The 24,095-nt window shown below is 66.8% G+C and carries 24 protein-coding genes and 1 tRNA gene; 11 read left to right on the forward strand and 14 right to left on the reverse strand.

Going from position 1 to position 24,095, the window contains the following annotated elements; all coding sequences use genetic code 11:
• Window positions 1-55: 55 nt before the first annotated feature.
• Together WMK75_RS13575 and WMK75_RS13580 are read right to left on the reverse strand one after the other, a co-directional pair.
• Complete coding sequence (locus WMK75_RS13575; RefSeq protein ID WP_347268214.1) at window positions 56-343, reverse strand: hypothetical protein; 288 nt, start codon at window positions 341-343, stop codon at window positions 56-58.
• Window positions 340-1,146: a hypothetical protein gene (locus WMK75_RS13580; protein WP_347268215.1), complete on the reverse strand. Its 807-nt coding sequence runs from the start codon at window positions 1,144-1,146 to the stop codon at window positions 340-342. Before WMK75_RS13580 ends, WMK75_RS13575 begins: the two co-directional genes overlap by 4 nt.
• A 14-nt stretch (window positions 1,147-1,160) precedes the next feature.
• Here WMK75_RS13580 and WMK75_RS13585 point away from each other — a divergent pair, with 14 nt between their 5' ends.
• Window positions 1,161-1,313, forward strand: a complete 153-nt coding sequence (locus WMK75_RS13585) for a GapR family DNA-binding domain-containing protein (protein WP_347268192.1) — start codon at window positions 1,161-1,163, stop codon at window positions 1,311-1,313.
• Window position 1,314: 1 nt separating this feature from the next.
• The gene (locus WMK75_RS13590; protein WP_347268193.1) at window positions 1,315-1,521 is read left to right on the forward strand and encodes a hypothetical protein; all 207 of its coding nucleotides are present in this window, start codon (window positions 1,315-1,317) and stop codon (window positions 1,519-1,521) included.
• 41 nt (window positions 1,522-1,562) lie between these two features.
• Here the strand turns inward: WMK75_RS13590 and WMK75_RS13595 are convergent.
• Together WMK75_RS13595 and WMK75_RS13600 are read right to left on the reverse strand one after the other, a co-directional pair.
• Window positions 1,563-1,647, reverse strand: a tRNA-Leu gene (locus WMK75_RS13595).
• A 90-nt stretch (window positions 1,648-1,737) separates the two neighbouring features.
• Window positions 1,738-3,267: an NAD(P)H-hydrate dehydratase gene (locus tag WMK75_RS13600; RefSeq protein WP_347268194.1), complete on the reverse strand. Its 1,530-nt coding sequence runs from the start codon at window positions 3,265-3,267 to the stop codon at window positions 1,738-1,740.
• A 140-nt stretch (window positions 3,268-3,407) separates the two neighbouring features.
• Here WMK75_RS13600 and WMK75_RS13605 point away from each other — a divergent pair, with 140 nt between their 5' ends.
• Window positions 3,408-3,746: a P-II family nitrogen regulator gene (locus WMK75_RS13605; protein ID WP_347268195.1), complete on the forward strand. Its 339-nt coding sequence runs from the start codon at window positions 3,408-3,410 to the stop codon at window positions 3,744-3,746.
• 49 nt (window positions 3,747-3,795) lie between these two features.
• A complete protein-coding gene (glnA, locus tag WMK75_RS13610; RefSeq protein WP_347268196.1) occupies window positions 3,796-5,202 on the forward strand; it encodes a type I glutamate--ammonia ligase in 1,407 nt (468 codons plus the stop codon).
• 146 nt (window positions 5,203-5,348) lie between these two features.
• Here the strand turns inward: glnA and WMK75_RS13615 are convergent, their stop codons facing one another.
• Together WMK75_RS13615 and WMK75_RS13620 are read right to left on the reverse strand one after the other, a co-directional pair.
• Window positions 5,349-5,864, reverse strand: coding sequence for a MarR family transcriptional regulator (locus WMK75_RS13615; RefSeq protein ID WP_347268197.1), 516 nt, complete (start codon window positions 5,862-5,864; stop codon window positions 5,349-5,351).
• Between the two features lie 91 nt (window positions 5,865-5,955).
• Window positions 5,956-6,237, reverse strand: coding sequence for a succinate dehydrogenase assembly factor 2 (locus WMK75_RS13620; protein ID WP_347268198.1), 282 nt, complete (start codon window positions 6,235-6,237; stop codon window positions 5,956-5,958).
• Between the two features lie 67 nt (window positions 6,238-6,304).
• Between WMK75_RS13620 and WMK75_RS13625 the strand changes: the two genes are divergently transcribed.
• On the forward strand, window positions 6,305-7,507 hold the full coding sequence (locus WMK75_RS13625) for a pyridoxal phosphate-dependent aminotransferase (protein WP_347268199.1): 1,203 nt from the start codon (window positions 6,305-6,307) through the stop codon (window positions 7,505-7,507).
• Window positions 7,508-7,546: 39 nt separating this feature from the next.
• On the opposite strand, the gene aspA is transcribed toward WMK75_RS13625, so the two are convergent.
• The 3 genes from aspA to WMK75_RS13640 form a co-directional block, all read right to left on the reverse strand.
• Window positions 7,547-8,953 (reverse strand): aspartate ammonia-lyase, encoded by a 1,407-nt coding sequence (gene aspA / locus WMK75_RS13630; protein WP_347268200.1) that lies wholly within the window; start codon window positions 8,951-8,953, stop codon window positions 7,547-7,549.
• 156 nt (window positions 8,954-9,109) lie between these two features.
• Entirely contained in the window at window positions 9,110-10,006 is an 897-nt protein-coding gene (locus tag WMK75_RS13635; protein ID WP_347268201.1) for a LysR substrate-binding domain-containing protein, read from the reverse strand.
• 1 nt (window position 10,007) lies between these two features.
• Window positions 10,008-10,472, reverse strand: a complete 465-nt coding sequence (locus tag WMK75_RS13640) for an Lrp/AsnC family transcriptional regulator (protein WP_347268202.1) — start codon at window positions 10,470-10,472, stop codon at window positions 10,008-10,010.
• A 111-nt stretch (window positions 10,473-10,583) separates the two neighbouring features.
• On the opposite strand from WMK75_RS13640, the gene putA reads away from it, so the two are divergent.
• Complete coding sequence (gene putA, locus WMK75_RS13645) at window positions 10,584-13,979, forward strand: bifunctional proline dehydrogenase/L-glutamate gamma-semialdehyde dehydrogenase PutA (RefSeq protein WP_347268203.1); 3,396 nt, start codon at window positions 10,584-10,586, stop codon at window positions 13,977-13,979.
• A 34-nt stretch (window positions 13,980-14,013) separates the two neighbouring features.
• Here the strand turns inward: putA and WMK75_RS13650 are convergent, their stop codons facing one another.
• From WMK75_RS13650 to WMK75_RS13670, 5 genes are all read right to left on the reverse strand, one after another.
• Window positions 14,014-14,859, reverse strand: a complete 846-nt coding sequence (locus WMK75_RS13650) for an alpha/beta hydrolase (RefSeq protein ID WP_347268204.1) — start codon at window positions 14,857-14,859, stop codon at window positions 14,014-14,016.
• Window positions 14,859-15,647, reverse strand: a complete 789-nt coding sequence (locus WMK75_RS13655; RefSeq protein WP_347268205.1) for an enoyl-ACP reductase — start codon at window positions 15,645-15,647, stop codon at window positions 14,859-14,861. Before WMK75_RS13655 ends, WMK75_RS13650 begins: the two co-directional genes overlap by 1 nt.
• A gap of 20 nt (window positions 15,648-15,667) precedes the next feature.
• Window positions 15,668-16,897: a beta-ketoacyl-ACP synthase I gene (fabB, locus tag WMK75_RS13660; RefSeq protein ID WP_347268206.1), complete on the reverse strand. Its 1,230-nt coding sequence runs from the start codon at window positions 16,895-16,897 to the stop codon at window positions 15,668-15,670.
• A 21-nt stretch (window positions 16,898-16,918) separates the two neighbouring features.
• A complete protein-coding gene (gene fabA, locus WMK75_RS13665; RefSeq protein ID WP_347268207.1) occupies window positions 16,919-17,428 on the reverse strand; it encodes a bifunctional 3-hydroxydecanoyl-ACP dehydratase/trans-2-decenoyl-ACP isomerase in 510 nt (169 codons plus the stop codon).
• 166 nt (window positions 17,429-17,594) lie between these two features.
• A complete protein-coding gene (locus WMK75_RS13670) occupies window positions 17,595-19,082 on the reverse strand; it encodes a PLP-dependent aminotransferase family protein (RefSeq protein WP_347268208.1) in 1,488 nt (495 codons plus the stop codon).
• Between the two features lie 110 nt (window positions 19,083-19,192).
• Between WMK75_RS13670 and WMK75_RS13675 the strand changes: the two genes are divergently transcribed.
• The 5 genes from WMK75_RS13675 to WMK75_RS13695 all read left to right on the forward strand — a co-directional run bounded on the left by WMK75_RS13675 (window position 19,193) and on the right by WMK75_RS13695 (window position 24,006).
• The gene (locus tag WMK75_RS13675) at window positions 19,193-20,203 is read left to right on the forward strand and encodes a TRAP transporter substrate-binding protein (RefSeq protein ID WP_347268209.1); all 1,011 of its coding nucleotides are present in this window, start codon (window positions 19,193-19,195) and stop codon (window positions 20,201-20,203) included.
• Between the two features lie 95 nt (window positions 20,204-20,298).
• A complete protein-coding gene (locus WMK75_RS13680; protein WP_347268210.1) occupies window positions 20,299-20,859 on the forward strand; it encodes a TRAP transporter small permease in 561 nt (186 codons plus the stop codon).
• Window positions 20,856-22,196, forward strand: coding sequence for a TRAP transporter large permease (locus WMK75_RS13685; RefSeq protein WP_347268211.1), 1,341 nt, complete (start codon window positions 20,856-20,858; stop codon window positions 22,194-22,196). The genes WMK75_RS13680 and WMK75_RS13685 overlap by 4 nt, the downstream gene beginning before the upstream one ends.
• Window positions 22,197-22,211: 15 nt before the next feature.
• Window positions 22,212-22,607: a nuclear transport factor 2 family protein gene (locus tag WMK75_RS13690; RefSeq protein WP_347268212.1), complete on the forward strand. Its 396-nt coding sequence runs from the start codon at window positions 22,212-22,214 to the stop codon at window positions 22,605-22,607.
• A gap of 7 nt (window positions 22,608-22,614) precedes the next feature.
• Window positions 22,615-24,006, forward strand: a complete 1,392-nt coding sequence (locus tag WMK75_RS13695) for an FAD-binding oxidoreductase (RefSeq protein ID WP_347268213.1) — start codon at window positions 22,615-22,617, stop codon at window positions 24,004-24,006.
• The last annotated feature ends 89 nt before the right edge of the window (window positions 24,007-24,095 follow it).

Raw genomic sequence — 24,095 nt, forward strand, 5'->3', positions numbered from 1 at the left:
AGTGCAGGTGGCACAGCGCTGGATCCTGGCCCGGCTGCGCAATCGGCGGTTCTTCTCACTGGCCGAGCTGAACGCCGCGATCCGGCAATTGCGCGATGAACTGAACATGCGCGTGATGCGCGGCTATGGCGCCAGTCGCGCCGATCTCTGTGCCACGCTGGATCGACCGTATCTTCAACCGTTGCCCGGAACCGCCTATGCCCGACCAAGACAGCGCGCAGTTGTTGCCGGTCCAGAACCGGGTCCGGGGCGAGATGGTATCGTCAAAGCCGCCATTGACCACCAGATTGAGCGTGACGCCCACGCGCAGCGACCCCGTGGTGATCGAGCCGGTCTCGATCACGCCGCCGTTGATCGTGGTCTTGTCGGCGATGCCTGCCAGTCAAGCAGCGTCGTCGGGCCCGAGATGGTGATCTTGCCGGGGTCGATCTTCGTCGAGCCTTGGTTGATCCGGGTGCCGGGGTCCTGCGCACCGGTCGCCGCATTGTCCCTGACCGTGGACAGCGCCGTGCCGGCGCTGATCCTGGCGGCGCTCAGCGTGCCGCTGATATGGCCCACGTTTGCCACCAGCGTGCCGATCAGCGCGGATTGGATGATCAGCACGCCCTCGTCCTTGTTCCAGCAGACATAGGCGGTGCCGCTGGACCAGATGAAGGTTCCCGCGGCGATGTCGGTCGCCTGCGCGCTGCCGCTGTCGTCGGTCCAGTGCAGCTTGCCCGCGGTCCAGGTCGGGACATTGCCGGCCGGATCGGCCTCAAGGCGCGTGCCGCTCAGTGCCAGGTCATGATTGCCGATCTCGATGGCATTGGCCTTGATGGTGTTGGCCGCGATCTTGCCGCCCGCGATCAGCACCCTGACAGGATCGATGCGGGTGGTGCCGGCATTGATTCGCACCGCCGGGTCCTGCGCGCCAAGGGCGGCATTCGTGCCGATCGCGGACAGCGCCGCGCCGACCACGGTCAGCAGCTTGGCCGCCGACAGGGTGGTGACATGGGCGTTGGCGATGATGGTCGACGTGATCTGCGCCGAGAGGCTGATGATCTCCTCGACCGCCATGTGCCGCGCCTTCAACGATCCGTCCACCAACGGCTTGCCCTCGCCTTTGCGGCGCACGACCGACCTTGCCATGGTTACGGCGGTGGACATGCCGCTCAGGGCATGTGCGTAAAACGCCGCCGCGGCGGCGCCGGCAGGGGCGGTATGCCTCAAAATTGATGAAGATGGTGATTGCCCAGTGCAAGCGCGACAAAGGCGACCTTGAAGAGGAAAACGCCATCCTCGATATGCATAAGGCAGCGTTGGGGACGGTGTGAAATGACAGGGCTGGAGCTGCTGCGGTTGCACGATGTCCGGGTTGCCATTCTGCTTGGCAGTCGCCGCAGCACGGTCTGGAACCGGATGCGCGCCGGCAGGTTCCCGACGCCGATCAAATGGGAGGGTCTGACCGTGTGGCGCCGCAAGGACTGCGAGGCATTTGTTGACGGGATGGCGGGCCAAGTGGCGGGCTGTTCAACCGGCTAACCGGCCGCATTCAATAGTAACACGGACTTACATCTTGAAAATGGTGCGGGTGGAGGGACTTGAACCCCCACGCCTTGCGGCGCCAGAACCTAAATCTGGTGCGTCTGCCAATTTCGCCACACCCGCATGCCGATGCGCCGGCCCTGGCGGGCGGCGGATCGGGCCTCTCATAGCAAAGCGCCCTGCGGCTTGCGAGCGGAAACTTCGGCCGAAACTTCAGCCGGCCAGCCCGCGCAGGACGCCCGGAATCGCCTCGGGCAGATCCTCCGAGATCAGGCCGGGGCCAAAGCGGCGCGCCGCCTCGGCGTGCAGCCAGGCGCCGGTAGCCGCCGCATCCAGTGGCGCGAAGCCGCGCGCCAGCAGCCCGGCGATGATGCCGGCCAGCACGTCGCCCGAGCCGGCGGTGGCCAGCCAGGGTGCGGCCATCTCGGCCACCGCGGCGGCGATGCGGGCCGTGCCATCGGGGGCGGCGATGACCGTATCCGGCCCCTTCAGCAGCACGGTGGCTTGCGCGCGCGCTGCCGCCTGGCGCACCGCGTCCAGCCGCGAGAAGGCCGGGCCGCTGTCGGCAGGAGCTGCAAGCCTGGCGGCAAGGTCGGGGAAGAGGCGGGCGAATTCGCCGCCATGCGGGGTCAGGATGACGCCCGGATGCAGGCCCGCCCCGGGCCAGCCGGGGGCCTGCGGCAGGGCGCTGAGCGCATCGGCATCCAGCACCGTCGCCCGGTCGGCTGCCAGCGCCACCGGCAGCAGTTCGTGCGCCCGGTCGACGCCCAGCCCTGGTCCGAGGCAGAGCGCATTCAGCCGGTGATCGGCCAGCAGGCGGTCCAGATCCGCCGCGCGGTCGATCTCGGCCAGCATCACCGCATCCAGCCGGGCGGCGTTCTCGGGCAGGGCGGCGCCGGGCAGCGCCAGCGTCACCAGCCCGGCGCCGACGCGCAGCGCGCCCCGTGCCGCCAGCCGCGCCGCGCCGCCGCGCCCGGGCCCGCCGCCCAGGATCAGCGCGTGGCCGTGATCGTATTTGTGCCCGCCGCACTTGGCCAGGCCATGCCCGGGACCGGCGAGACCGGTGCGCGGTCCCGATCCGGGGCTGCGCTCGGCAAGGCCGATGTCGACGACATGCAGGGCGCCGCTGAGGGTGCCGCCCTCGGCCAGGAAATGTCCGGGCTTGGCGCGGTGAAAGCTGACGCTCAGCGCCGCGGCCGGCAGCGCCAGCCCGCCCAGCACCCGGCCGCTGTCGGCGCAAAGCCCCGAGAGCAGGTCCACCGCCAGGATCGCGCTGCCCTGCGCCGCGGCCAGGCGCAGCGCCGCCAGCGCCGCGGGCGGCAGCGGACGCGCAAGGCCGGTGCCGAAAAGCGCGTCGATGCACAGGCAGTCGCCGTCGAAATCCGCCAACGACAGATCGGCCAGCGTCGCCACCGGCCCGGGCCACAGCCCGGCCGCGCGGCGCGCATCGGCGCTGGCGGGCGGCGCCAGCGCCGCCAGCCGGACCTGCCAGCCGCGCGCCGCCAGCAGCCGCGCCACCACATAGCCGTCGCCGCCATTGTTGCCGGGGCCGCACAGCACCACTGCCCGCCGTGCCGCCGCCGTCTCGGGCCAGCGCGAAAGGATCCGCGCCACCACTCCGCCGGCCGCGCGCTCCATCAGCTGCAGGCCGCTGACCTGGCCGCTGGCGATGGCCGCGGCCTCGGCGGCGCGCATCTGCCGCGTGCTCAGGATCTCGGGCAGGTCGGTCACGGCATTGCACATGTTTTGGGCATCCAGCACATAATCCGGGCAGTTGCGCGGCTTTCCCCGTTTTCCTGTCGCCGCGGGGGGCAGGCCGCATGGACGGGCCCCATCAAAGCCGCCAATCAGGTTCCAGACAAGCCGCGACAGAAGGATCAGCCATGAAGAAGGTCGAAGCCATCATCAAGCCCTTCAAGCTGGACGACGTGAAGGAGGCCCTGCAGGAGGTCGGCATCCAGGGCCTCTCGGTCACCGAGATCAAGGGTTTCGGCCGGCAGAAGGGCCATACGGAACTGTATCGCGGCGCCGAATATGTCGTGGATTTCCTGCCAAAGGTGAAGATCGAGATGGTGCTGCCCGACGATCTGGTCGAGGCGGCGGTCGAGGCCATCATCTCGGCGGCGCGCACCGAAAAGATCGGCGACGGCAAGATCTTTGTGCTGCCGGTCGAGCAGGCCATCCGCATCCGCACCGGCGAGACCGGCGACGACGCCATCTGACACCGCATTTCCCCGCCCGCGCACCGGGTCGCTGAAGGAAGGAATACCCATGAAAGTCAAGGACGTTCTGGATCTGATGAAGAGTGAGGAGATCGAATATGTCGATGTCCGCTTCACCGATCCCAAGGGCAAGCTGCAGCATGTCACGCTGATCGCCGATCTGGTTGACGAGGACTTCTTCGAGGAAGGCTTCATGTTCGACGGCTCGTCGATCGCCGGCTGGAAGTCGATCGACCAGTCCGACATGAAGCTGATGCCCGACCCGTCCTCGGTCTATGTCGATCCGTTTTATGCCGAAAAGACGCTCTGCGTGCATTGCAACGTCGCCGAGCCCGACACCGGCGAGCCCTATTCGCGCGACCCCCGCGGCACCGCCGCCAAGGCCGAGGCCTATCTGAAGGCTTCGGGCATCGGCGACACCGCCTATTTCGGCCCCGAGGCCGAGTTCTTCCTGTTCGACGACGTGCGCTATCAGATCACGCCGCAGAAGGTCGCCTTCGAGATCGATTCGGCCGATGCCGCCTGGAACACCGACACCGCCTATGAGGGCGGCAATCTCGGGCATCGCGCCCCGCACAAGGGCGGCTATTTCCCGGTGAACCCGATCGACGCGGCGCAGGACATCCGCGGCGAGATGCTCTCGACCATGAAGCGCATGGGCATCAAGGTCGACAAGCACCACCACGAGGTCGCCACCGCCCAGCACGAGCTGGGCATGATCTTTGGCGGGCTGGTCGAGCAGGCCGACAATATCCAGAAATACAAATACGTCATCCACAACGTGGCAAACGCCTATGGCAAGTCGGCGACCTTCATGCCCAAGCCGATGAAGGGCGACAACGGATCGGGCATGCATGTCAACATGTCGATCTGGAAGGACGGCAAGCCGCTGTTTTCCGGCGACAAATATGCCGATCTCAGCCAGGAGGCGCTTTATTTCATCGGCGGCATCCTCAAGCATGCCAAGGCGCTGAACGCGCTGACCAACCCCTCGACCAACAGCTACAAGCGCCTGATCCCCGGTTTCGAGGCGCCGGTGCTGCGCGCCTATTCCGCGCGCAACCGCTCGGGCTGTGTGCGCATTCCGTGGACGGAAAGCCCCAAGGCCAAGCGCGTCGAGGCCCGCTTCCCAGATCCGGCCGCCAACCCCTATCTGGCCTTCGCCGCGCTGCTGATGGCCGGCCTTGACGGCATCAAGCACAGGATCGACCCCGGCCCGGCCTCGGACAAGGATCTCTACGACCTGCCGCCCGAAGAACTGGCCGAGATCCCGACCGTCTGCGGGTCCTTGCGCGAGGCGCTGGAAGAGCTTGAAAAGGACATGGATTTCCTGCTGGCGGGCGATGTCTTTACCCGCGACCAGCTGCAGTCCTACATCAAGCTGAAATGGGAGGAGGTCTATGCCTATGAGCATACCCCCCACCCGATCGAATATGCGATGTATTACAGCTGCTGAACGCGGCTGCCGCATCGGGAAGGGGCCGCCTGCCGGGGCGGTCCCTTTGTCGTCCTGCCCGGACCTGCCGCGGGTGGTGCGGGAAACGCTCAGCCGCCGCCTTGCCGCCATCCCGCCCGCGTCCCTGCGCGGTCTGCGGCCGCCCCTCAGTAGATGTAGCGGATCTGCTCTGCCCAGAAACGTTCGACGCGGCGCCATTGCAGGTTCACCGTCTCGATCGAGGGATCGTCCAGCACCCCCGAGACCTCCAGCCCCTCGGCGTGGCGGATGAACAGGTCGGCCACGCAGTCGCGCACCTCCTGGCCGGTTACGGTCAGCCTGACCCGGACCGAGCGGCGGTCCATCTCGCAGCGCTCGTGATGGACATAGCCCAGTTCGACCAGCTTGCGCAGGTTGTAGGACACGTTCGAGCCCTGATACATCCCGCGCGAGCGCAGCTCGCCCGCCGTCACCTCGGCGGTGCCGAGATTGTAGATCAGCAGCGCCTGGATCGGCGTCAGGTCGCTGCGGCCGAGCCGCTCGAACTCGTCCTTGACGAGGTCGTGCAAAAGCCGGTGCAGCCTTTCGAGGATCTGCAGGCTTTCCAGATAGGCGTCGGTGCGGCTGGTCTGCGGCAGGGGCCGCAGCGTGGGAAAGCCTTGGGCGGTGCTGCGCTGTTGCATGGGCATCATCCGTGCTTGGACAGGTTTCAGCCACCATGGCGCAAGATTGCCAAGCTTCGGTTAATCCCGGCGCGATTGTCTAAAATTGCCCCTAGTTTCGCCCGAAACGCGCCAGCGCCGCCAGCGCCACGCGTTCCAGCATGGGCGCGAGCCGCGCCGGGCCGGGGGCGGCGCCGGACATGCGGGCGGTGATCCAGGGGTAGAGGTCCTGGTCGTTCTCATCCAGCACAGCCTCGTAGAGGTCCAGCTCGGCGGGCGAAAGCCCGGCCAGCTCGGCATCCGCGAAGGGGCCCAGGATCAGATCCATCTCTTTCGTGCCCCGCCGCCAGCTGCGCATCCGCAGCCGTTTCAGCCTGGCCTCGTGCTTTTCCATGCCTGTCTCCGGCTTGTCTGCCTGCGACCTGCGGCCTATGACGGGCTGCCCAGATGCAGGATGTCCGATGCGCTTTTTGTCCCAGACGCTCGCCCGCGTCAAACCCTCACCCACCATCGCCATCACCGGCCGCGCCCGCGAACTGGCCGCCGCCGGCCGCGACATCATCAGCCTTTCCGCCGGAGAGCCGGATTTCGACACGCCCGCGCATATCCGCGAGGCGGCCAAGGCGGCAATCGACGCCGGCCATACCCGCTATACTGCGGTGGACGGCATCGCGGAACTGAAACGCGCCGTCTGCGACAAGTTCGCGCGTGAAAACGGCCTGGATTATGCCCCGGCCGAGGTGACGGTGGGCACGGGCGGCAAGCAGGTGCTGTTCAATGCGCTGATGGCAACGCTGAATCCGGGTGACGAGGTGATCATCCCGGCGCCCTACTGGGTCAGCTATCCCGACATGGTGTTGCTGGCCGGTGGCACGCCGGTCGTCATCGAGGGCGCGATGCAGAACGGCTATCGCATCACCCCCGGCCAGCTTGAGGGCGCGATCACCCCGCGCACGAAATGGGTGATCCTGAATTCGCCCTCGAACCCGACCGGGGCGGGCTACGGCGCCGGGCACATGCGCGAACTGACCGAGGTGCTCATGCGCCATCCCCAGGTCTGGGTGCTGGCCGACGACATCTATGAACATCTGGTCTTTGACGATTTCCGCTTCGTCACCCCCGCCCAGGTGCAGCCGGAGCTGAAATCGCGCTGCCTGACGATGAACGGGGTCAGCAAGTCCTATGCCATGACCGGCTGGCGCATCGGCTATGGCGCCGGCCCCGAGGAACTGATCCGCGCCATGGCCAAGCTGCAGTCGCAATCGACCTCGAATCCCTGTTCGATCAGCCAATATGCGGCGCTGGCGGCGCTGCAGGGGCCGCAGGATTACATCGTCGAAAGCCGCGCGGTGTTCCAGCGCCGCCGCGATCTGGTGGTGGCGGGGCTGAACCAGTGCCCGGGGATTTCCTGCCCGGTGCCGCAGGGGGCCTTCTATGTCTACCCTTCGATCGAGGCGCTGATCGGCCGGACCTCGGCCGCGGGCAGCCTGATCGCCGATGACGAGGCATTCGCCACGGCGCTGCTCGATGAGACCGGCGTGGCGGTGGTGTTCGGCGCGGCCTTCGGGCTGTCGCCGCATTTCCGCATTTCCTATGCCACCTCGGATGCGTTGCTGGCCGAGGCCTGCGCCCGCATCCGGGCCTTTTGCGAGGGGCTGCGCTAGGCGCTGTGCCCGCCCGGGGTCCGGGCGGGCCTGCATGGATCAGTCGATGAACAACTGCGGCTTCGTCAGGTTTTCCGGTCGCAGGATCTCGTCGAGCTTCTCCTTGGGCAGCAGACCCTTTTCCAGCACCAGCTCATAGACGCCGCGGCCGGTCAGATGCGCCTCGGTCGCGACCCCGGTGGCGGCGGCATAGCCGATATAGGGGTTCAGCGCCGTGACGATGCCGATCGACTGGCGCACCGTCCTTTCCAGAACGTCGCGGTTGGCGGTGATGCCGCGCACGCAATTCTTTTCCAGCGTGTTGCAGGCCGCGATCAGATGGCTGACCGAGCGGAACATGGAATAGGCGATCACCGGCTCGAAGGCGTTCAGCTGCAGCTGGCCCGCCTCGGCGGCGATGGTGATGGTCACGTCATTGCCGATCACCTCGAAGGCGACCTGGTTCACCACCTCGGGGATCACCGGGTTCACCTTGCCCGGCATGATCGAAGATCCGGCCTGCATGGCGGGCAGGTTGATCTCGTTGAAGCCGGCGCGCGGCCCCGAGGACAAGAGCCGAAGGTCGTTGCAGGTCTTGGAGAGCTTGGTCGAAATGCGCTTGAGCACGCCCGAGACCTGCACGAAGGCGCCGCAATCCTGCGTCGCCTCGACCAGGTCAAAGGCGGTGACCACGGGAATCGTGGTGATCTCGGCCAGATGCGCGCGCACGCGCTCGGCATATTCGGGATGGGCGGTGATGCCGGTGCCGATGGCGGTGGCGCCAAGGTTGATCTCGCAGATCAGGCTGGCGGCCTCGGCCAGCCGCGCCTCGTCCTCGCCGATGGTGATGGCGACGGCGTTGAATTCCTGTCCCAGGGTCATCGGCACCGCTTCCTGCAGCTGCGTGCGGCCCATCTTCAGGATGTCGGCGAATTCCGCGCCTTTTTCGGCAAAGGCGCCGCGCAGCGAGGACAGCGCCTCGATCAGGCTCTGCAGCCCCTTCCACGAGGCCATGCGCAACGCCGTCGGATAGACGTCATTGGTGGACTGGCTCATGTTCACATGTTCGTTCGGGTGCAGGAACTGGTATTCGCCCTTGGCATGACCCATGATCTCCAGCGCGCGGTTGGCGATCACCTCATTGGCGTTCATGTTGGTCGAGGTGCCGGCGCCGCCCTGGATCTGGTCGACGATGAACTGGTCGTGCAGCATACCCGAGCGGATTTCCTCACAGGCGGTCACGATGGCGTCGCGGCGCTCGGGCGACAACAGACCCAGATCGGCATTGGCCAGTGCCGCCGCCTGCTTGATTGCGGCAAGTGCCCGGATCAGTTCGGGAATTTCGCTGATCGGGTGGCGCGAGATCGGAAAGTTCTCGACCGCGCGCAGGGTGTGGACGCCCCAATAGACGTCGGCGGGGACTTCGCGATCGCCAAGCAGATCGTGGTCGATACGGGTCTTGGTCATGTTCACCTCGGATGGATGACGCGCCAGCCGCGGCCGGCGGGCATGGGTCGGCGGTGCGTCATGTCAGGAACCGGCCTCGGCGGGGCGCTGCCCGCGGCCATGCGCCCTTGATTACAGCATGTTCCGCCCGCGGCGCCAATGCCGAGTTGCGCTGGGTTATGCGGAATGGGAATATTCACTACCCAGATGGCCGGCCGCGGTCCAGGCGCGACCGGTGATGCCGCGGCCGCGCGCCGGGTTGCGGTACAGCCGGATCTGCATCGGCAGTTCCGGGGCGACGACCTCCAGCTTGCCGGCCGCGATCTCCTCCTCGACCAGCAGGCGCGGCAGCCAGACCATGCCATGGCCGGCGACCGCCATGCTTTTCAGCGATTCGGCCATCGAGGATTCGTCGGTATGCGCCACATAGACCCTGGGCGCGCCGGGCAGGGTCAGGGCGATGCGCGCCATGGCGTTCAGAAACGAGCCGCGCGAATATTTCAGCATCGGCATGCCGTCGCTCAGCCAGTCCGCCGGCCAGCCCGGCCGTGCCACCGCCACCAGCCGGTCCTGGCCCACCACCAGATGCGGATAGCCGGCCGGGTCCAGCGGGATGTTCACCTGCGGATGGGCATAGGTCAGGAAGAAGTCATAGCCACCCTCGGTCAGCGCCTCGATGCAGCGGTCGAAGTTCTCGGGTTTGACGCGGCTGGTCACCTGCCCAAGCGCCGCCTTCAGCCGCATCAGCCAGCCGGGCAGGAAGGTGACGGTCAGGCTGTGCAGTGACAGGAAGGAAATCTCGCCGCCGCGGGCGCGGGCATGGTCGCGGAACTCGGCGCGTCGCGCGTGGATCATGCGCACGGCCTCTTCGGCGGTCTCGCGAAACAGCACGCCTTCCGGGGTCAGATGCACCGGATAGCTGTCGCGCGACAGAAGGTCGGTCCCGAGCCATTCCTCAAGCGCGCGGATGCGGCGGCTGAAGGCGCCCTGGGTCACGCCGCGCAGTTCGGCCGAGCGCGAGAAGCTGTGCGTCTCGGCCAGCACCAGGAAATCCTCGAGCCATTTCAGGTCCATATCAGGGGGCCATCCAGTTCTGTTCGACCACCGCCTCCATCGAGACATAGCTGGTGGTGGCATGGATATGCGGCAGGGCCGAGATGCGCTCGGCCATGATGCGCCGGTAGTCGGCCATGTCATGGGAACGCACCTTCAGCAGATAATCGAAGCCGCCGGCGATCATGTAGCATTCCTCGATCTCGGGGATGGCGCGCACCGCGGCGTTGAACTGCTCCAGCGCCTTCTGGCGGGTGTCAGACAGCCGCGCCTCGACATAGGTCACATGCGTCAGCCCCAGCTTCAGCGGCGACAGGATGGCGCGATAGCCGGTGATCAGCCCCATCTCCTCCATCTGGCGGATGCGCAGCGCCACCGGGGTCTTGGAAAGCCCGACCTTGCGCGCCAGTTCCGTCACCGGAATGCGGGCATTGGCCACCAGTTCCTGCAGGATCTTGCGGTTGGTGGCGTCCAGCGGCTCATCCATGGTCCAAATCCGGAGCGAAATATGTTACGGGTGACTACAGGCTTGCCACATAATGGCCACATGGTCCAAGCGTTTCCCTGTATCAGGGGCGCATCATCGCAGGAGTATGCCATGCCCCTTTCCGCCCTTGGCCTTTCGTCGAAATTCCAGCCCGAGGCGCCGCTGCTGGACGGCCTTGTCGCGCAGGCGGCGCTGGACGCGCCGCAGCGCCAGGCGATCACCGCCCGCGCCGCCGATCTGGTGCGCCGCATCCGCGCCGAGGCCAAGCCGTCGCTGATGGAGCATTTCCTGTCCGAATACGGCCTGTCCACGCGCGAGGGCGTGGCGCTGATGTGCCTGGCCGAGGCGATGCTGCGCGTCCCCGACCGCGAGACCATCGACGCGCTGATCGAGGACAAGATCGCGCCCTCGGACTGGGGCCGGCATCTGGGCGAGGCGTCGTCCTCGCTGGTCAATGCCTCGACCTGGGCATTGATGCTGACCGGCAAGGTGCTGGACGACGACCAGGGCGGCATCGCGGGCACCCTGCGCGGCGCCATCCGCCGCCTGGGCGAGCCGGTGATCCGCGCCGCCGTCGGCCGCGCCATGAAGGAGATGGGCCGCCAGTTCGTGCTGGGCGAGACCATCCGCAAGGCGCTGGAACGCGCCCGCGTGCGCGAGGCGCAGGGTTTCACCTACAGCTATGACATGCTGGGCGAGGCGGCGATGACCGGCAATGACGCGGCGCGCTATGCCCGCGACTATTCCGACGCCATCGCGGCGATCGCCAAGGCCTGCGACAAGGGCTCGGTGCAGATGAACCCCGGCATCTCGATCAAGCTCTCGGCGCTGCATCCGCGCTATGAGGTGGCGCATGAACGCCGGGTGATGGCGGAACTGGTGCCGGTGGTGCTGTCGCTGGCGCGCCAGGCCAAGGCCGCCGGCATGGGCATGAACATCGACGCCGAGGAACAGGACCGCCTGGTGCTGTCGCTGCGTGTGATCGAGGCGGTGCTGTCGGACCCGTCGCTGGCGGGCTGGGACGGGTTCGGCATCGTGGTGCAGGCCTATGCCAAGCGCGCCGGCCTGGTCATCGACTGGCTTCATGCCCTGGCCACGCGGCTGGACCGCAAGATCATGGTGCGTCTGGTCAAGGGCGCCTATTGGGACAGCGAGATCAAGCGCGCTCAGGTCGAGGGGCTGCCAGGCTTCCCGCTGTTCACCTCGAAAATCGCGACCGATGTCAGCTATATCGCCAATGCGCGCAAGCTGATCGGCTATGCCGACCGCATCTATCCGCAATTTGCCACCCATAACGCCCAGACCGTCGCCGCGATTCTGGAGATGGTCGGCGGCATCGAATTCGAGTTCCAGCGCCTGCATGGCATGGGCGAGCGGCTGCATGACATCGTGCTGAAGGACAGCAATGGCCGCTGCCGCATCTATGCCCCGGTTGGCGCGCATCGCGACCTTCTGGCCTATCTGGTGCGTCGCCTGCTGGAAAACGGCGCGAACAGCAGCTTCGTGCATCAGATCGTGGACGAATCGGTGTCCCCCGAGGAGGTCGCCCGCGACCCGTTCGAGGCGCTGGCCACGGCGCGCGCGCCCGCGGGCCTGGCAGCGCCCGAGGCGATCTTCGGTGCCGGGCGGCGCAATTCGCAGGGCTTCGACCTGAGCGACGCGGCAACCCTTGCCCGCATCGAAAAGGCCCGCGCGGGCGATCTGCCCGATGCCGCGCCGCTGACCCTATCCGAGCCGAGCGGCACGCGCCTGCCGGTGGTGAACCCCGCGACGGGCGAGGTCGTGGCGCATGTGCTCGAGGCGGATGCCGCCACCGCCACCCGCGCCATCGCCGACGCGCGGCCCTGGGACGCCTCCGCGGCCGAGCGTGCCGCAGTGCTGCGCCGCGCCGCCGATCTTTACGAGGCGAATTTCGGCCCGATCTTTGCCGCCCTGGCGCGCGAGGCGGGCAAGACCCTGCCCGATGCGGTGGGCGAGTTGCGCGAGGCCGTGGATTTCCTGCGCTATTACGCCGCCGAGGGCGAAAAGGCCCCGGGCAACCCGCGCGGCGTGATCGTGGCGATCAGCCCGTGGAACTTTCCGCTGGCGATCTTTTCGGGGCAGATCGCGGCGGCGCTGATGGCCGGGAACGCGGTGCTGGCGAAACCGGCCGAGCAGACGCCGCTGATCGCCGCCATCGCCACGCGCCTGCTGCATCAGGCCGGGGTGCCGGTATCGGCGCTGCAGCTGCTGCCGGGGCAGGGGAATACGGTCGGCGCCGCGCTGACCTCGGATGCGCGGGTGAACGGCGTGGTCTTTACCGGCTCGACCGAGACGGCGCAGATCATCGCCCGCGCCATGGCCGCGAGCATGGCCCCCGGCACGCCGCTGATCGCGGAGACCGGCGGGCTGAACGCGATGATCGTCGATTCGACCGCGCTGCCGGAACAGGCGGTGCGCGACATCGTGGCCTCCAGCTTCCGCTCGGCCGGGCAGCGGTGTTCGGCGCTGCGCTGCCTTTATGTGCAGGAGGACATCGCCCCGCATCTGATCGCCATGATCAAGGGCGCCATGGACGAGCTGCGCCTGGGCGATCCGCTGAACCTTGAAACCGATGTCGGCCCGGTGATCGACGCCGAGGCGCTGGCCGGGATCGAGACCTATGTCGAGGCCCATGCCGACCGCATCCTGCACCGCGTCTGGGCGCCGAAACAGGGGCATTTCACCGCCCCCGTGCTGCTGTCGGTGGACAGCATCAACGACCTGCCGCGCGAGATCTTCGGCCCGGTGCTGCATGTCTCGACCTTTCGCGCGGGCGAGCTGGAGCGGGTGACCGCCGAGATCAACGGCCGCGGCTTCGGCCTGACCTTCGGGCTGCACACCCGCATTGACGCGCGTGTGCAGGAGGTCTCGCAGGCGGTGCATGCCGGCAATATCTATGTGAACCGCAACCAGATCGGCGCCGTGGTCGGCAGCCAGCCCTTTGGCGGCGAGGGGCTTTCGGGCACCGGGCCCAAGGCGGGCGGGCCGCTGTATCTGCAGCGTTTCCTGGCGCCGGCACCCAGTGCCGAGACCGGGGAATGGGCGCAGGACGCCGATCCGCGTGCCCTGGCGGCGCGTCTGGGCGAGGCGGCCGAGGCGCGGATCGGCGAGACGCTGATGCCCGGCCCGACGGGGGAGCTGAACCGCCTGACCTGCCTCGCCCGGCCGCCGCTGCTGTGCCTGGGTCCGGGCGCCGCGGCGGCGCGCGCGCAGGCTGGCGCGGTCGAGGCGCTGGGCGGGCGGGCGCTGTTGGTCGACGGCCGGCTTGACCCGCAGGCCCTGACCGGGTTGCAGGGCTTTTCGGGCGCGATCTGGTGGGGCGATCAGGCCCAGGCACGGGCCATTGCGCAGGCACTGGCGGCGCGGCAGGGGCCGATCCTGCCGCTGATCACCGCCATGCCCGACAAGGCCCATGTCGCGCATGAGCGCCATCTTTGCGTGGACACCACCGCCGCCGGCGGCAATGCCGCGCTGCTGGCGGGATAGCGGCCGAGGGCGCCGGGGCAGACCCCCGGCGCCACTATTCCTGCGTCTCGCGGGTGCGCATCTGCGCCAGCCAGGCACTGATCGCCGCCAGCGCCTCGGGCTCGTCCAGGAAGGGGATATGCGCGCGGTCGGGCACCTCGGCCAGGATCATCTCGGGCTGGCGGCGCAGCATGCCGGCCGCGGTCTCGGGTGACAGCAGGTCGGAATTCGCGCCGCGGATCAGCGCCAGAGGCAGGTCCCGCAACTGTTCGAACAGCGGCCAGAGATCGACCTCGGGCCCGTCGAAGGCGGCCAGGAAGGCCTCGCGCAGCGCCGGGTCGTAATTGATCCGCAGCCCTTCGGGCGTCTCGCGGTAATGGCGCTCGGCCTCTTCCAGCCAGCGGCTGGCCGGGACATTGGCAAAGCCGGGCATCATCGCCGGCAGCCGCCCGGCCAGGTCCTGCAGGCTGATGCCCGCCGGGTTGCGCCCGACATAGTCGAAGATCCGCTCAAGCCCGCGGCGTTCCAGCACCGGTCCCACGTCGTTCAGGCACAGGCCCAGCAGCCGGCCCGGCACCGTCGCCGCCAGCCCCATGCCGATGATGCCCCCGCGCGAAGTGCCGAGGATCGCCGCGCGTTCGATGCCCAGATGGTCGAGCAGCGCCAGCGCGTCGCGCGCCTCTTGCGGCACGGCATAGCTTTCGGCGCCGGTCCAGTCCGATGCGCCGCGGCCGCGATAATCGGGCCGGATCAGCCGCACGCCCTGCAGATGCGGCGCCAGATAGTCGAAATCGCGCCCCGTGCGGGTCAGCCCGGCCAGCGCCAGCACCGGCAGGCCCTCGCCCGCGTCGCGAAAGGCCAGGCGGGCGCCGTCCTCGGCGCGGAAATAGCGAAGCGCCATCAGAGGTTGTCCGATTGCGGCATGCCGAGGACGTGATAGCCGCCATCGACCAGCACGATTTCCCCGGTGGTGCAGGCGCCCCAGTCCGAACACAGCCAGGCCGCGGTGCCGCCGATCGCCTCAAGCGTGGCATTGGCGCGCAGGGGCGCATTGGCCTCGGTGTGGCGATAGGTCTTGCGCGCGCCGCCGATGGCCGCGCCGGCCAGGGTCTTCATCGGGCCGGGGCTGATGGCGTTGACGCGGATGCCTTCGGGGCCAAGGTCATTGGCCAGATAGCGCACCGCCGATTCCAGCGCCGCCTTGGCCACACCCATGACATTGTAAAAGGGCGTCACCCGGTTCGAGCCGCCATAGGTCAGGGTGATGATCGAACCGCCTGCCGTCATCAGCCCATGCGCGCGCCTGGCCACGTCGATCAGCGAAAAGCAGGAAATGGTCAGCGAGTTCCTGAAATTCTCGCGGCTGGTGTCGATGAAACGGCCGGTCAGCTCGTTCTTGTCGGAAAAGGCGATGGCATGGATGAGGAAATCCAGCCTGCCCCAGCGGGCGGCGATCCGGCCGAAGGCCGCATCCAGCGAGGCGTCGTCGTTCACGTCGACATCAAGCAGGAAATCCGAACCGACCGAGGCGGCCAGCGGCTCGACCCGCTTGCCGAAAGCCTCGCCCTGATAGGAAAAAGCCAGCTCCGCCCCCTGATCGGCCAGGGCCTTGGCGATGCCCCAGGCGATCGAGCGGTCATTCGCGACCCCCATGACAAGGCCGCGTTTTCCCTTCAGCAATTCGCCCATGGCTTGACCTTTTTCCTGCCCTAATCGCGGTATTTCGACATGACCAGCGTCGCGTTGGTGCCGCCAAAGCCGAAACTGTTGGACAGGATCGTGTCGAAATCGACATTGTCAATGCGCTGCAGGGCGATTTCCTCGGGCCGGATCTCGGGGTCGAGCTGGGTGATATTGGCCGAGGCGGCGATGAAGCCCTGCTGCATCATCAGCAGCGAATAGATCGCCTCATGCACACCCGTCGCACCCAGCGAATGCCCGGTCAGGGATTTGGTCGAGGCGACCTTCGGCACCTGGCCCTCGCCAAAGACCCGGCGCAGGGCCTTGATCTCGCCCACGTCGCCCACCGGGGTCGAGGTGCCATGCGCGTTCACATAGCTGACGCGGCGGCCCTCGGGCAGGGTGGACAGCGCCAGCCGCATCGAGCGCTCGCCGCCCTCGCCCGAGGGCGCCACCATGTCATGGCCATCGCTGGTCGCGCCGTAGCCGGTGACCTCGGCATATATCTTCGCGCCGCGGGCCAGGGCGTGGCCCAGTTCCTCGAGCACCACGACCCCGGCGCCGCCGGCGATGACAAAGCCGTCGCGGGTGGCGTCGAATGGGCGCGAGGCGGTCTCGGGCGTGTCGTTGTATTTCGACGACATCGCGCCCATGGCATCGAACAGGCACGACAGCGTCCAGTCCAGTTCCTCGCCGCCGCCGGCGAAAACGATGTCCTGCTTGCCCATCTGGATCAGTTCCGTGCCGTTGCCCACGCAATGCGCCGAGGTCGAGCAGGCCGAGGTGATGGAATAGTTCACGCCCTTGATCTTGAACGGCGTGGCGAGGCAGGCGGAATTGGTCGAGGACATGCAGCGCGTGACCATGAAGGGACCCATGCGCTTGGGCGCGCCCTTTTCCAGCACGATGCGATGCGCCTCAAAGAGGTTGGCGGTCGAGGGGCCGCCCGAACCCATGACAAGGCCGGTGCGCTCGTTCGAGACATCCCCGGCCGCCAGCCCCGCATCCTTGATCGCCTGTTCCATGGCGAGAAAGTTATAGGCCGCGCCGGCGCCCATGAAGCGCAGGTTGCGCTTGTCGACATGGTCCTCGAGCACGATCTTGGGCGTGCCATGGACCTGGCTGCGAAAGCCGCGCTCGGCATAGTCGGGCGCGAAGACGATGCCCGAGCGGCCGGCGCGCAGGCTGTCGCTGACCTCGGCGGCATTGTTGCCGATGGGAGAGACGATGCCCAGCCCGGTGATGACGACACGGCGCATGGCGTGCTCCTTGTGCATGGGTCAGGCGGCCGACAGGGCCACCTTCATGTCCTTGACTTCGTAGATGGTCTCGCCGTCGGCCTCGACCCGGCCGTCGGCGACGCCCATGGTCAGGCGCCGCGTCTGCAGGGCCTTGGTGAAATCGACGTGATAGCGCAGCAGCTTGCGGTCGGGCCGCACCATGCCGGTCAGCTTGACCTCGCCCACGCCCAGGGCATAGCCGCGCCCCTGCCAGCCGCGCCAGCCCAGGTTGAAGCCGGTCAGCTGCCACAGCCCGTCAAGCCCAAGGCAGCCCGGCATGATCGGGTTGCCGGGGAAATGGCAGGGAAAGAACCACAGATCGGGGTGGATGTCGAATTCCGCCACGACATGGCCCTTGCCGTGCAGCCCGCCATCGCCCGAGATCTCGGTGATGCGGTCCATCATCAGCATCGGCGGTTCGGGCAGTTGGGCATTTCCGGGGCCGAAAAGCTCACCACGGGCGCAGGCCAGCAGGTCTTCCTTGCCGAAGCTGGTCCTTGTCATCGTCATGCGCGTGCTATCCCCTTTGTCCGACCTTGCGTCATGTCATCATCGCGCGGGGGCGATGGCGCCCCGCGAACCTGCACCCGGTTTACCATTCCGGCACGGGACGGCGCAAGGGCGCTGCCTTTGCAGGCAGTTGCCGCGAAAGGGGCGGGCGCCGCCGGGCCGCGGTTCAGGCCGCCGCCGCCTGCGCAAGCCCGGTGGCGCGGCGCGCGATCAACTCGATCCCGGGGCGGATATTGGCCTCGCGGATGGTGGAATAGCCCAGGCGGAAATAGGGGCAGGGCGCGGGCGGGGTCTCGAAGAACACCTCGCCCGGCTCGATCAGCACGCTGTCGTGCTGCAGCGCGCCGGCCAGGGCGGCGCTGTCGATGCCGCCGGGGGCCTCGATCCACAGGCTCGAGCCGCCCGAGGGCGCGGCGCCGGCGATGCGCAGGGGCGTCTGCGCCAGCGCCTCCTCCATCAGTGCCCGGCGACGCTTCAGCGCGCCGCGCAGCCGCACGATATGCGCGTCGTAATGGCCCAGCGCCAGGAAATGCGCGGTGATGCGCTGCAGGTGGTTGGGCGGGTGGCGCAGCATGATGGCGCGCAGCGCCCGGGCCCGCGCGATCAGCGGCGCGGGGGCGACCATGTAGCCGATGCGCAGCCCCGGAAACAGCGACTTGGAAAAGCTGCCGACATAGATGACGCGCCCGCTCTGGTCGAGCGATTTCAGCGCCGGCTCCGGGGGCGCCAGATAGGACATCTCGAAATCATAATCGTCCTCGACGATCAGGAAATCCTGGGCGGCGGCGCGGGCCAGCAATTCGCGCCGGCGCGACAGCGGCATGGTGGCGCCGGTGGGGATGTTGTGGCTGGGGGTGACGATCACCAGCCGCGTCCCGCCGGGCAGCAGCCGCGGGTCGAGGCCGCCCGCATCGACCGGCAGGAAGGCGGTGGGGCTGTTGGCGCGGCGCAGCGTCTCGGCAAAATCGGGATAGCCGGGGTCCTCGGTCACTGCCAGCCGATCGACCCGCGCCAGCAGTTCGACGGCAAGAAACAGCGCGTTCTGCGCCCCCAGCGTCACCAGCACCTCGTCCGGCTCGGCGTGGATGCCGCGCCGCGGCAAGGAATTCGCGCAGATGTAATTGATCAGCATCGGGTCGTCGGCGCCGTAGAAATCCGAGGCCAGTTCCGCGAAATCGCGCGTGCCCCAGGCGCGGCGCGCGCAGTCGCGCCAGGCGTTGTGGTCGAAGATGTCGGGATCGCACTGGCCATAGATGAAAGGATAGCGGTAGTCGCGCCAGTCCGCCGGCTTGCGGATCACCCGCTGCCGCGGCGGCGCCGCCGCCAGCCAGCGGCTCCAGTCCAGCGCGCCCGGCGCCTTCGGATCGCGTTCGACCCGCACGCGCCGGTGCGGCACGGTCTCGGCCACCATGATGCCCGAACGCGCCCGCGTCTCGAGATAGCCCTGGCTGATCAGTTCCTGATAGACCAGCGTCACCGTCATGCGCGAGATGCCGAGCGACCCCGCCAGCCCGCGCGAGGACGGCAGCCGCGTGCCCGGCTGCGCCCGCGTCTCGAGGATGGCGCGCACCACGGCGGCGGCCAGCCGCGCCTGCAGCGTCCCGGCGTCCTTGTCGCGCCGGAAAAACATCTCGATCGGGATCAGATCGCCCATCTGGACCTACAGTTGCCTTTATCTGGTCATATTCTTCCGTCGCGTCATCTGCAACAAATTGTCGCAGATGTGATTGCGAACAAGGCGACACATGCAAAGGGAGGAAGTCAATGTCATTCATGTCCCGCATCCTGACGGGTACGGCCCTGGCGCTGGGTCTGGGCGTTGCCGCGATGTCGGCATCGGCCGTCGAATACCGAATCGCGGTGGGCGACGGCGCCGGCGGCACGCAAGAGGCGCTCGGCAAGGCATTCATCGCCGCACTTGAGGAGAAGTCCGGCGGTGCCATGTCGGGCAAGCTGTTCCTGAACGGCCAGCTTGGCGACGAACAGGATACCGTGGGTGCGGCCGCGATGGGCACGCTGGATTTCTCGATCCTGGCGATCAACAACATCACGCCCTTCTCGCCCACCGTCGGCACGCTGACGCTGCCCTATGTGATTCTCAGCGTCGATGACGCCGAGAAGCTGACCCAGGGCGATGTCGGCAAGAAGATGGTCGAGCAGACCATCGAGGATGCGAATGTGCGCATCATCGGCTGGGCCTATTCGGGCTTTCGCGTGCTGAGCAACTCGAAGCGGCCGGTCTCGACCGTGGCCGACCTGCAGGGCCTGGTCATCCGCGTGCCCAAGAACGAGATCATGATCGCGAATTATCAGGCCTGGGGCATCAACCCCACGCCGATGGCCTGGACCGAGACCTTTGCCGCGCTGCAGCAAAAGGTGCTGGACGGCCAGGACAACCCGTTCATGACCATCTATGCGATGAAGTTCTACGAGGTGCAGAAATATATCACCACCCTGCGCCACATCTTCTCGCTTGAGCCGCTGATCATCTCCGAGGATCTGTTCCAGAGCCTGACCCCCGAGCAGCAGCAGCAGGTGCTGGATGCCGGTGCGGCCGCGACCAAGTTCTCGGGCGAGTTCCTGCGCGCCGAGGAGGACAAGGTCAAGGCCGAGCTGGTCAGCCGCGGCATGGAGATCATCGCCCCCGCCGATGACGAAAAGGAATTCATCGAACTGTCCACCAGCAAGGTCTGGCCCAAGTTCTATGACCAGATCGGTGGCGTCGAAGTGCTGAACGCAGCCCTTGCGGCCGTCGGCCGCGAACCCGTCAAGTAACGAACGCCATCGCGGATGCGCCGGCACCGGCGCATCCGCCCTGTCGTCGAAACGATCTAACTGTCAATTTTCAGCCCCTTAACTGGAGGGCCGTGATGTCCGCTGTCTGGACCCATCTTGACAAGATCGAAAGTTACATCTGCCGCACGCTACTGGCCATCTTCGTGACGCTGCTGTTCGTTCAGATCGTCGCACGCCAGATCTTCGGCTTTTCGATCAGCTGGATCGAGGAACTTTCGGTCGTTCTCTTCGTCTGGTTCGCCTATTTCGGCGCGTCCTATGCGGCGCGCATCTCGGCGCACAACCGGGTATCGTTCCACCTGAACGCCATGCCGCGCCGCGTCGCGCGCGTGATCGAGGCCATTGGCGACCTGTTCTGGGTCGGCTTCAACCTGGTCTTCATCTGGCAATCGACACTGTTCATCAGCAAGCTCAAGCCCTTCGTCAAGCTGCAGACCCTGGGCTGGGAGATGCGCTATGTCTACATGGTGCTGCCGATCGCCTTCACGCTGATGACCATCCGCATCATCCAGGTCAACTATCTCAAGCTCGTCAAGGGCATAGACCCGCGCGATCCCGACAAGGTCGAGGTCGAGGAAATGCTCGACCTCGCCGCCGAGGAGCAGCGCGTCTACGAGGAGACCCACAAGAAATGAACGAATATCTTGTAGAAGTCCTGTTCGGCACCTTCTTCCTGCTGCTGGTGCTGGGTGCGCCGATCACCGTGGGTCTGGGCGTCGCGGCGCTGGCTGCCATGTTCTATCTGGGCGACAACCCGATCAAGATGGTGCAGATGGCCTGGTCCTCGGTCGGGTCCTTCCCGCTGATGGCGCTGCCCTCATTCATCCTGGCGGGGGCGCTGATGGAGGCCGCGGGCCTGTCGCGGCGCCTGATCACCGTGGCCGAAAGCCTGGCGGGCCCCTTTACCGGCGGCCTGTCGACGGCGACCATCGTCGCCTGCCTGTTCTTCGGTGCGATCTCGGGCTCGGGCCCGGCGACCACCGCCGCCGTGGGCATGCTGATGATCCCGGGCATGATGCGCGCCGGCTACGGGCGCGACTATGCCGCCTCGGTCACGGCCGCGTCCGGCGGTCTTGGCATCGTCATCCCGCCCTCGATCCCGATGATCATCTTCGGCATCTCGGCCATGGGCATCGCGCCCGCGCCCGAAGCCATCGAGGCGCATGGCCAGTTCCAGACCGTCTCGATCTCCAAGATGTTCATCGCGGGCTTCCTGCCCGGTGCGGTCATGGCCGGCGGCCTGATGCTGATGAACTATATCCGCTGCAAGCGCCGCGGCTATCACGGCTCGAACGAGCCGATGTCGATTCGCAAGATCATGTGCGCCTGCTATCAGGGCTTCTGGGCGCTGATGGCCCCGATCGTGATCCTGGGCGGCATCTATTCGGGCTTCTTCACGCCCACCGAGGCCGCGATCGTCGCCATCTTCTACACGCTGCTGGTCGGCATCTTCATCTATCGCGAACTGCGCTGGGACGAGATCGTGAAGTCGCTCGAGGCCACCACCTGGCTTTCCGGCCGCGTGCTGCTGGTGCTGTTTTCGGCGATCATCTTCGGCCGCGTCCTGGTCGAGAACAACGTGCCGGGCATCATCGCCGGCGGCATCCTGGACCTGACGACGAACGTCTATGCGATCTGGGCGCTGGTCATCGGCATGCTGCTGATCGTGGGCATGTTCATGGAGACCCTGGCCGCGATCATGATCCTGGTGCCGGTGATGCTGCCGGTGGCCTATATGGTCGGCATCGACCCGATCCACTTTGGCATCGTGATGATCTGCACGCTGTCGGTGGGCTTCCAGACCCCGCCCCTGGGCGAGAATCTGTTCATCGCCTCGGGCATCTCGGGCGAGACGATCGAACGCATCAGCCTGGTCGCGCTGCCCTTCGCAGTCGCCTCGACCGTGGCGATCTTCATCATCGCCATCTTCCCGCAGATCTCTCTGTGGCTGCCCCGCATCATGGGCTATTGATCAAGGAGTGACTTCATGACCCACAAACTGACCGCTGACGATCTCAAGGCCACCTTCGACGCCTTCAACCGCCATGACATCGCCGGGGTGATGACGCATTTCGCCGATGACTGCGTGTTCTATACTGTCGCCGGCGACAACGAATACGGCAACCGCGTCGAGGGCAAAGCCGCGATCGCCAAGGCATTCGAGGGCGTGTGGACGGCGATGCCGGACGTGCAATGGGCCGACCACACGCATTTCCTGTCCGAGGACGGCACCCGCGGCGTCAGCCAGTGGACCTTCCGCGCCACCAATCCCGACGGCACCCGCATCGAGGTCCAGGGTGTCGACCTGTTCCGCATCAAGGACGGCAAGCTGGTCGAGAAACAGGCGATCCGCAAGCAGCGTCCGGCCATCCCGGCAAAGTGAGGCAGCCATGCAAACGATAGAAAGACGCAAGGGCTCGGTTCCCTTCGACCCGTTCTACGATCCGATGACGGATGCGACGCTGGGGCCGAAAAGCGACTATGCGCCCACCTACTGGATCGGCACCGCCGGTCCGCCGCCCCAGGACGACGGTCCGGTGACCGGCGACATGGATGTGGATGCGGTGGTGATCGGCTCGGGCTATACCGGCCTGTCCTGCGCGCTGCATCTGGCCAAGAATCACGGCATCCAGGCGCATATCCTCGAGGCCAATGGCGTGGCCTATGGCTGCTCGACCAGGAACGGCGGCCAGGCTCAGATCAGTTCGGGGCGCCTCAAGCGCAGCGAATGGATCGAGCGCTATGGCCTCGACACCGCCAAGCGCCTGCATGCCGAGATCGTCGAGGCGTTCGAACTGTTCCGGGGCCTGATCAAGGATCACGACCTGAAATGCGATCCGCAGGACGGCGGGCATTACTACATCGCCCACAAGGCGCGGCTGATGCCCAAGCTGACCGCCGAGGCGCAGCTGCTGCGCGACACTTTCGGCTATGACGCCCGTACCATGACGCGCGAGGAACTGCATGCGAATGTGGTGCGCGACATGGAGGCCCAGGGCGCCATGTGGGAGGCCGACGGCGTCGGCGTCCATGCGGCGAAATACGCCTTTGAACTGTGCCGCGTGGCCCGGGAACTGGGCGCCAAGATGCATGTGGACAGTCCGGTGCAGGCTTGGGAATACAAGAACGGCGTGCATCACCTGCGCACGCCGGGCGGCACCGTGCGCGCGAAACGCGTCGCGGTGGCGACGGCGGCCTATGCGCCGCGCGGTCTGCATCCGCGGCTCAAGGACCGGCTGATGCCGATCATGTCGAACAGCATCGTTACCCGCGTGCTGAACGCGGGCGAGCTTGAGGCCATCGGCGCCAAGACCCTGTCGCCGCTGACCGATACCCGCACGCTGCGCCATTACTATCGTCTGCTGCCCGACAACCGGCTGCAGATCGGCTCGCGCGCGGCGATCACCGGCAAGGATGCGGCCAACCCGGCGCATCTGAACGGGCTGAAGGAAGGCATGCACCGCAAGTTCCCCGCCCTGCGGGGGATCGAACTGGACTACAGCTGGTGGGGCTGGGTCGATGTCAGTCATGACATGATGCCGCGCATCACCGGCCTGCCTGACCTGCCGGGGGCCTATTACTCGCTGGGCTACGGTGGCAATGGGGTGATGTATTCGGCCCAGGCCGGGCGGCGCATGGCGCAGCTCGTGGCGGGCGAAGCCATCCCCAGCCTGCCGATCTTCAATGGCGAGTTGCCGCACGAGGGTTGGAAGACCCCCTTCCGGCGCCTGGGCCAATGGGGCCTCTACAAGATCTACCACTACCGCGACGAACGCAATTAGGGAGAAAAGCCGATGAAAATGACGACCGAGGAAGCCTTTGTCAAGGTTCTCCAGATGCACGGGATCGAACATGCTTTCGGGATCATTGG

This window comes from Paracoccus sp. (in: a-proteobacteria), assembly GCF_039808215.1.
GTDB lineage: Bacteria > Pseudomonadota > Alphaproteobacteria > Rhodobacterales > Rhodobacteraceae > Paracoccus.

Bases quoted from the DNA above. Each gene is read 5' to 3' on its own strand.
- WMK75_RS13580 (WP_347268215.1), bottom strand. From the start codon at position 1,146: ATGTCCACCGCCGTAACCATGGCAAGGTCGGTCGTGCGCCGCAAAGGC.
- WMK75_RS13590 (WP_347268193.1), top strand. From the start codon at position 1,315: ATGACAGGGCTGGAGCTGCTGCGGTTGCACGATGTCCGGGTTGCCATT.
- WMK75_RS13600 (WP_347268194.1), bottom strand. From the start codon at position 3,267: ATGTGCAATGCCGTGACCGACCTGCCCGAGATCCTGAGCACGCGGCAG.
- WMK75_RS13605 (WP_347268195.1), top strand. From the start codon at position 3,408: ATGAAGAAGGTCGAAGCCATCATCAAGCCCTTCAAGCTGGACGACGTG.
- glnA (WP_347268196.1), top strand. From the start codon at position 3,796: ATGAAAGTCAAGGACGTTCTGGATCTGATGAAGAGTGAGGAGATCGAA.
- WMK75_RS13615 (WP_347268197.1), bottom strand. From the start codon at position 5,864: ATGCAACAGCGCAGCACCGCCCAAGGCTTTCCCACGCTGCGGCCCCTG.
- WMK75_RS13620 (WP_347268198.1), bottom strand. From the start codon at position 6,237: ATGGAAAAGCACGAGGCCAGGCTGAAACGGCTGCGGATGCGCAGCTGG.
- WMK75_RS13625 (WP_347268199.1), top strand. From the start codon at position 6,305: ATGCGCTTTTTGTCCCAGACGCTCGCCCGCGTCAAACCCTCACCCACC.
- aspA (WP_347268200.1), bottom strand. From the start codon at position 8,953: ATGACCAAGACCCGTATCGACCACGATCTGCTTGGCGATCGCGAAGTC.
- WMK75_RS13635 (WP_347268201.1), bottom strand. From the start codon at position 10,006: ATGGACCTGAAATGGCTCGAGGATTTCCTGGTGCTGGCCGAGACGCAC.
- WMK75_RS13640 (WP_347268202.1), bottom strand. From the start codon at position 10,472: ATGGATGAGCCGCTGGACGCCACCAACCGCAAGATCCTGCAGGAACTG.
- putA (WP_347268203.1), top strand. From the start codon at position 10,584: ATGCCCCTTTCCGCCCTTGGCCTTTCGTCGAAATTCCAGCCCGAGGCG.
- WMK75_RS13650 (WP_347268204.1), bottom strand. From the start codon at position 14,859: ATGGCGCTTCGCTATTTCCGCGCCGAGGACGGCGCCCGCCTGGCCTTT.
- WMK75_RS13655 (WP_347268205.1), bottom strand. From the start codon at position 15,647: ATGGGCGAATTGCTGAAGGGAAAACGCGGCCTTGTCATGGGGGTCGCG.
- fabB (WP_347268206.1), bottom strand. From the start codon at position 16,897: ATGCGCCGTGTCGTCATCACCGGGCTGGGCATCGTCTCTCCCATCGGC.
- fabA (WP_347268207.1), bottom strand. From the start codon at position 17,428: ATGACGATGACAAGGACCAGCTTCGGCAAGGAAGACCTGCTGGCCTGC.
- WMK75_RS13670 (WP_347268208.1), bottom strand. From the start codon at position 19,082: ATGGGCGATCTGATCCCGATCGAGATGTTTTTCCGGCGCGACAAGGAC.
- WMK75_RS13675 (WP_347268209.1), top strand. From the start codon at position 19,193: ATGTCATTCATGTCCCGCATCCTGACGGGTACGGCCCTGGCGCTGGGT.
- WMK75_RS13680 (WP_347268210.1), top strand. From the start codon at position 20,299: ATGTCCGCTGTCTGGACCCATCTTGACAAGATCGAAAGTTACATCTGC.
- WMK75_RS13685 (WP_347268211.1), top strand. From the start codon at position 20,856: ATGAACGAATATCTTGTAGAAGTCCTGTTCGGCACCTTCTTCCTGCTG.
- WMK75_RS13690 (WP_347268212.1), top strand. From the start codon at position 22,212: ATGACCCACAAACTGACCGCTGACGATCTCAAGGCCACCTTCGACGCC.
- WMK75_RS13695 (WP_347268213.1), top strand. From the start codon at position 22,615: ATGCAAACGATAGAAAGACGCAAGGGCTCGGTTCCCTTCGACCCGTTC.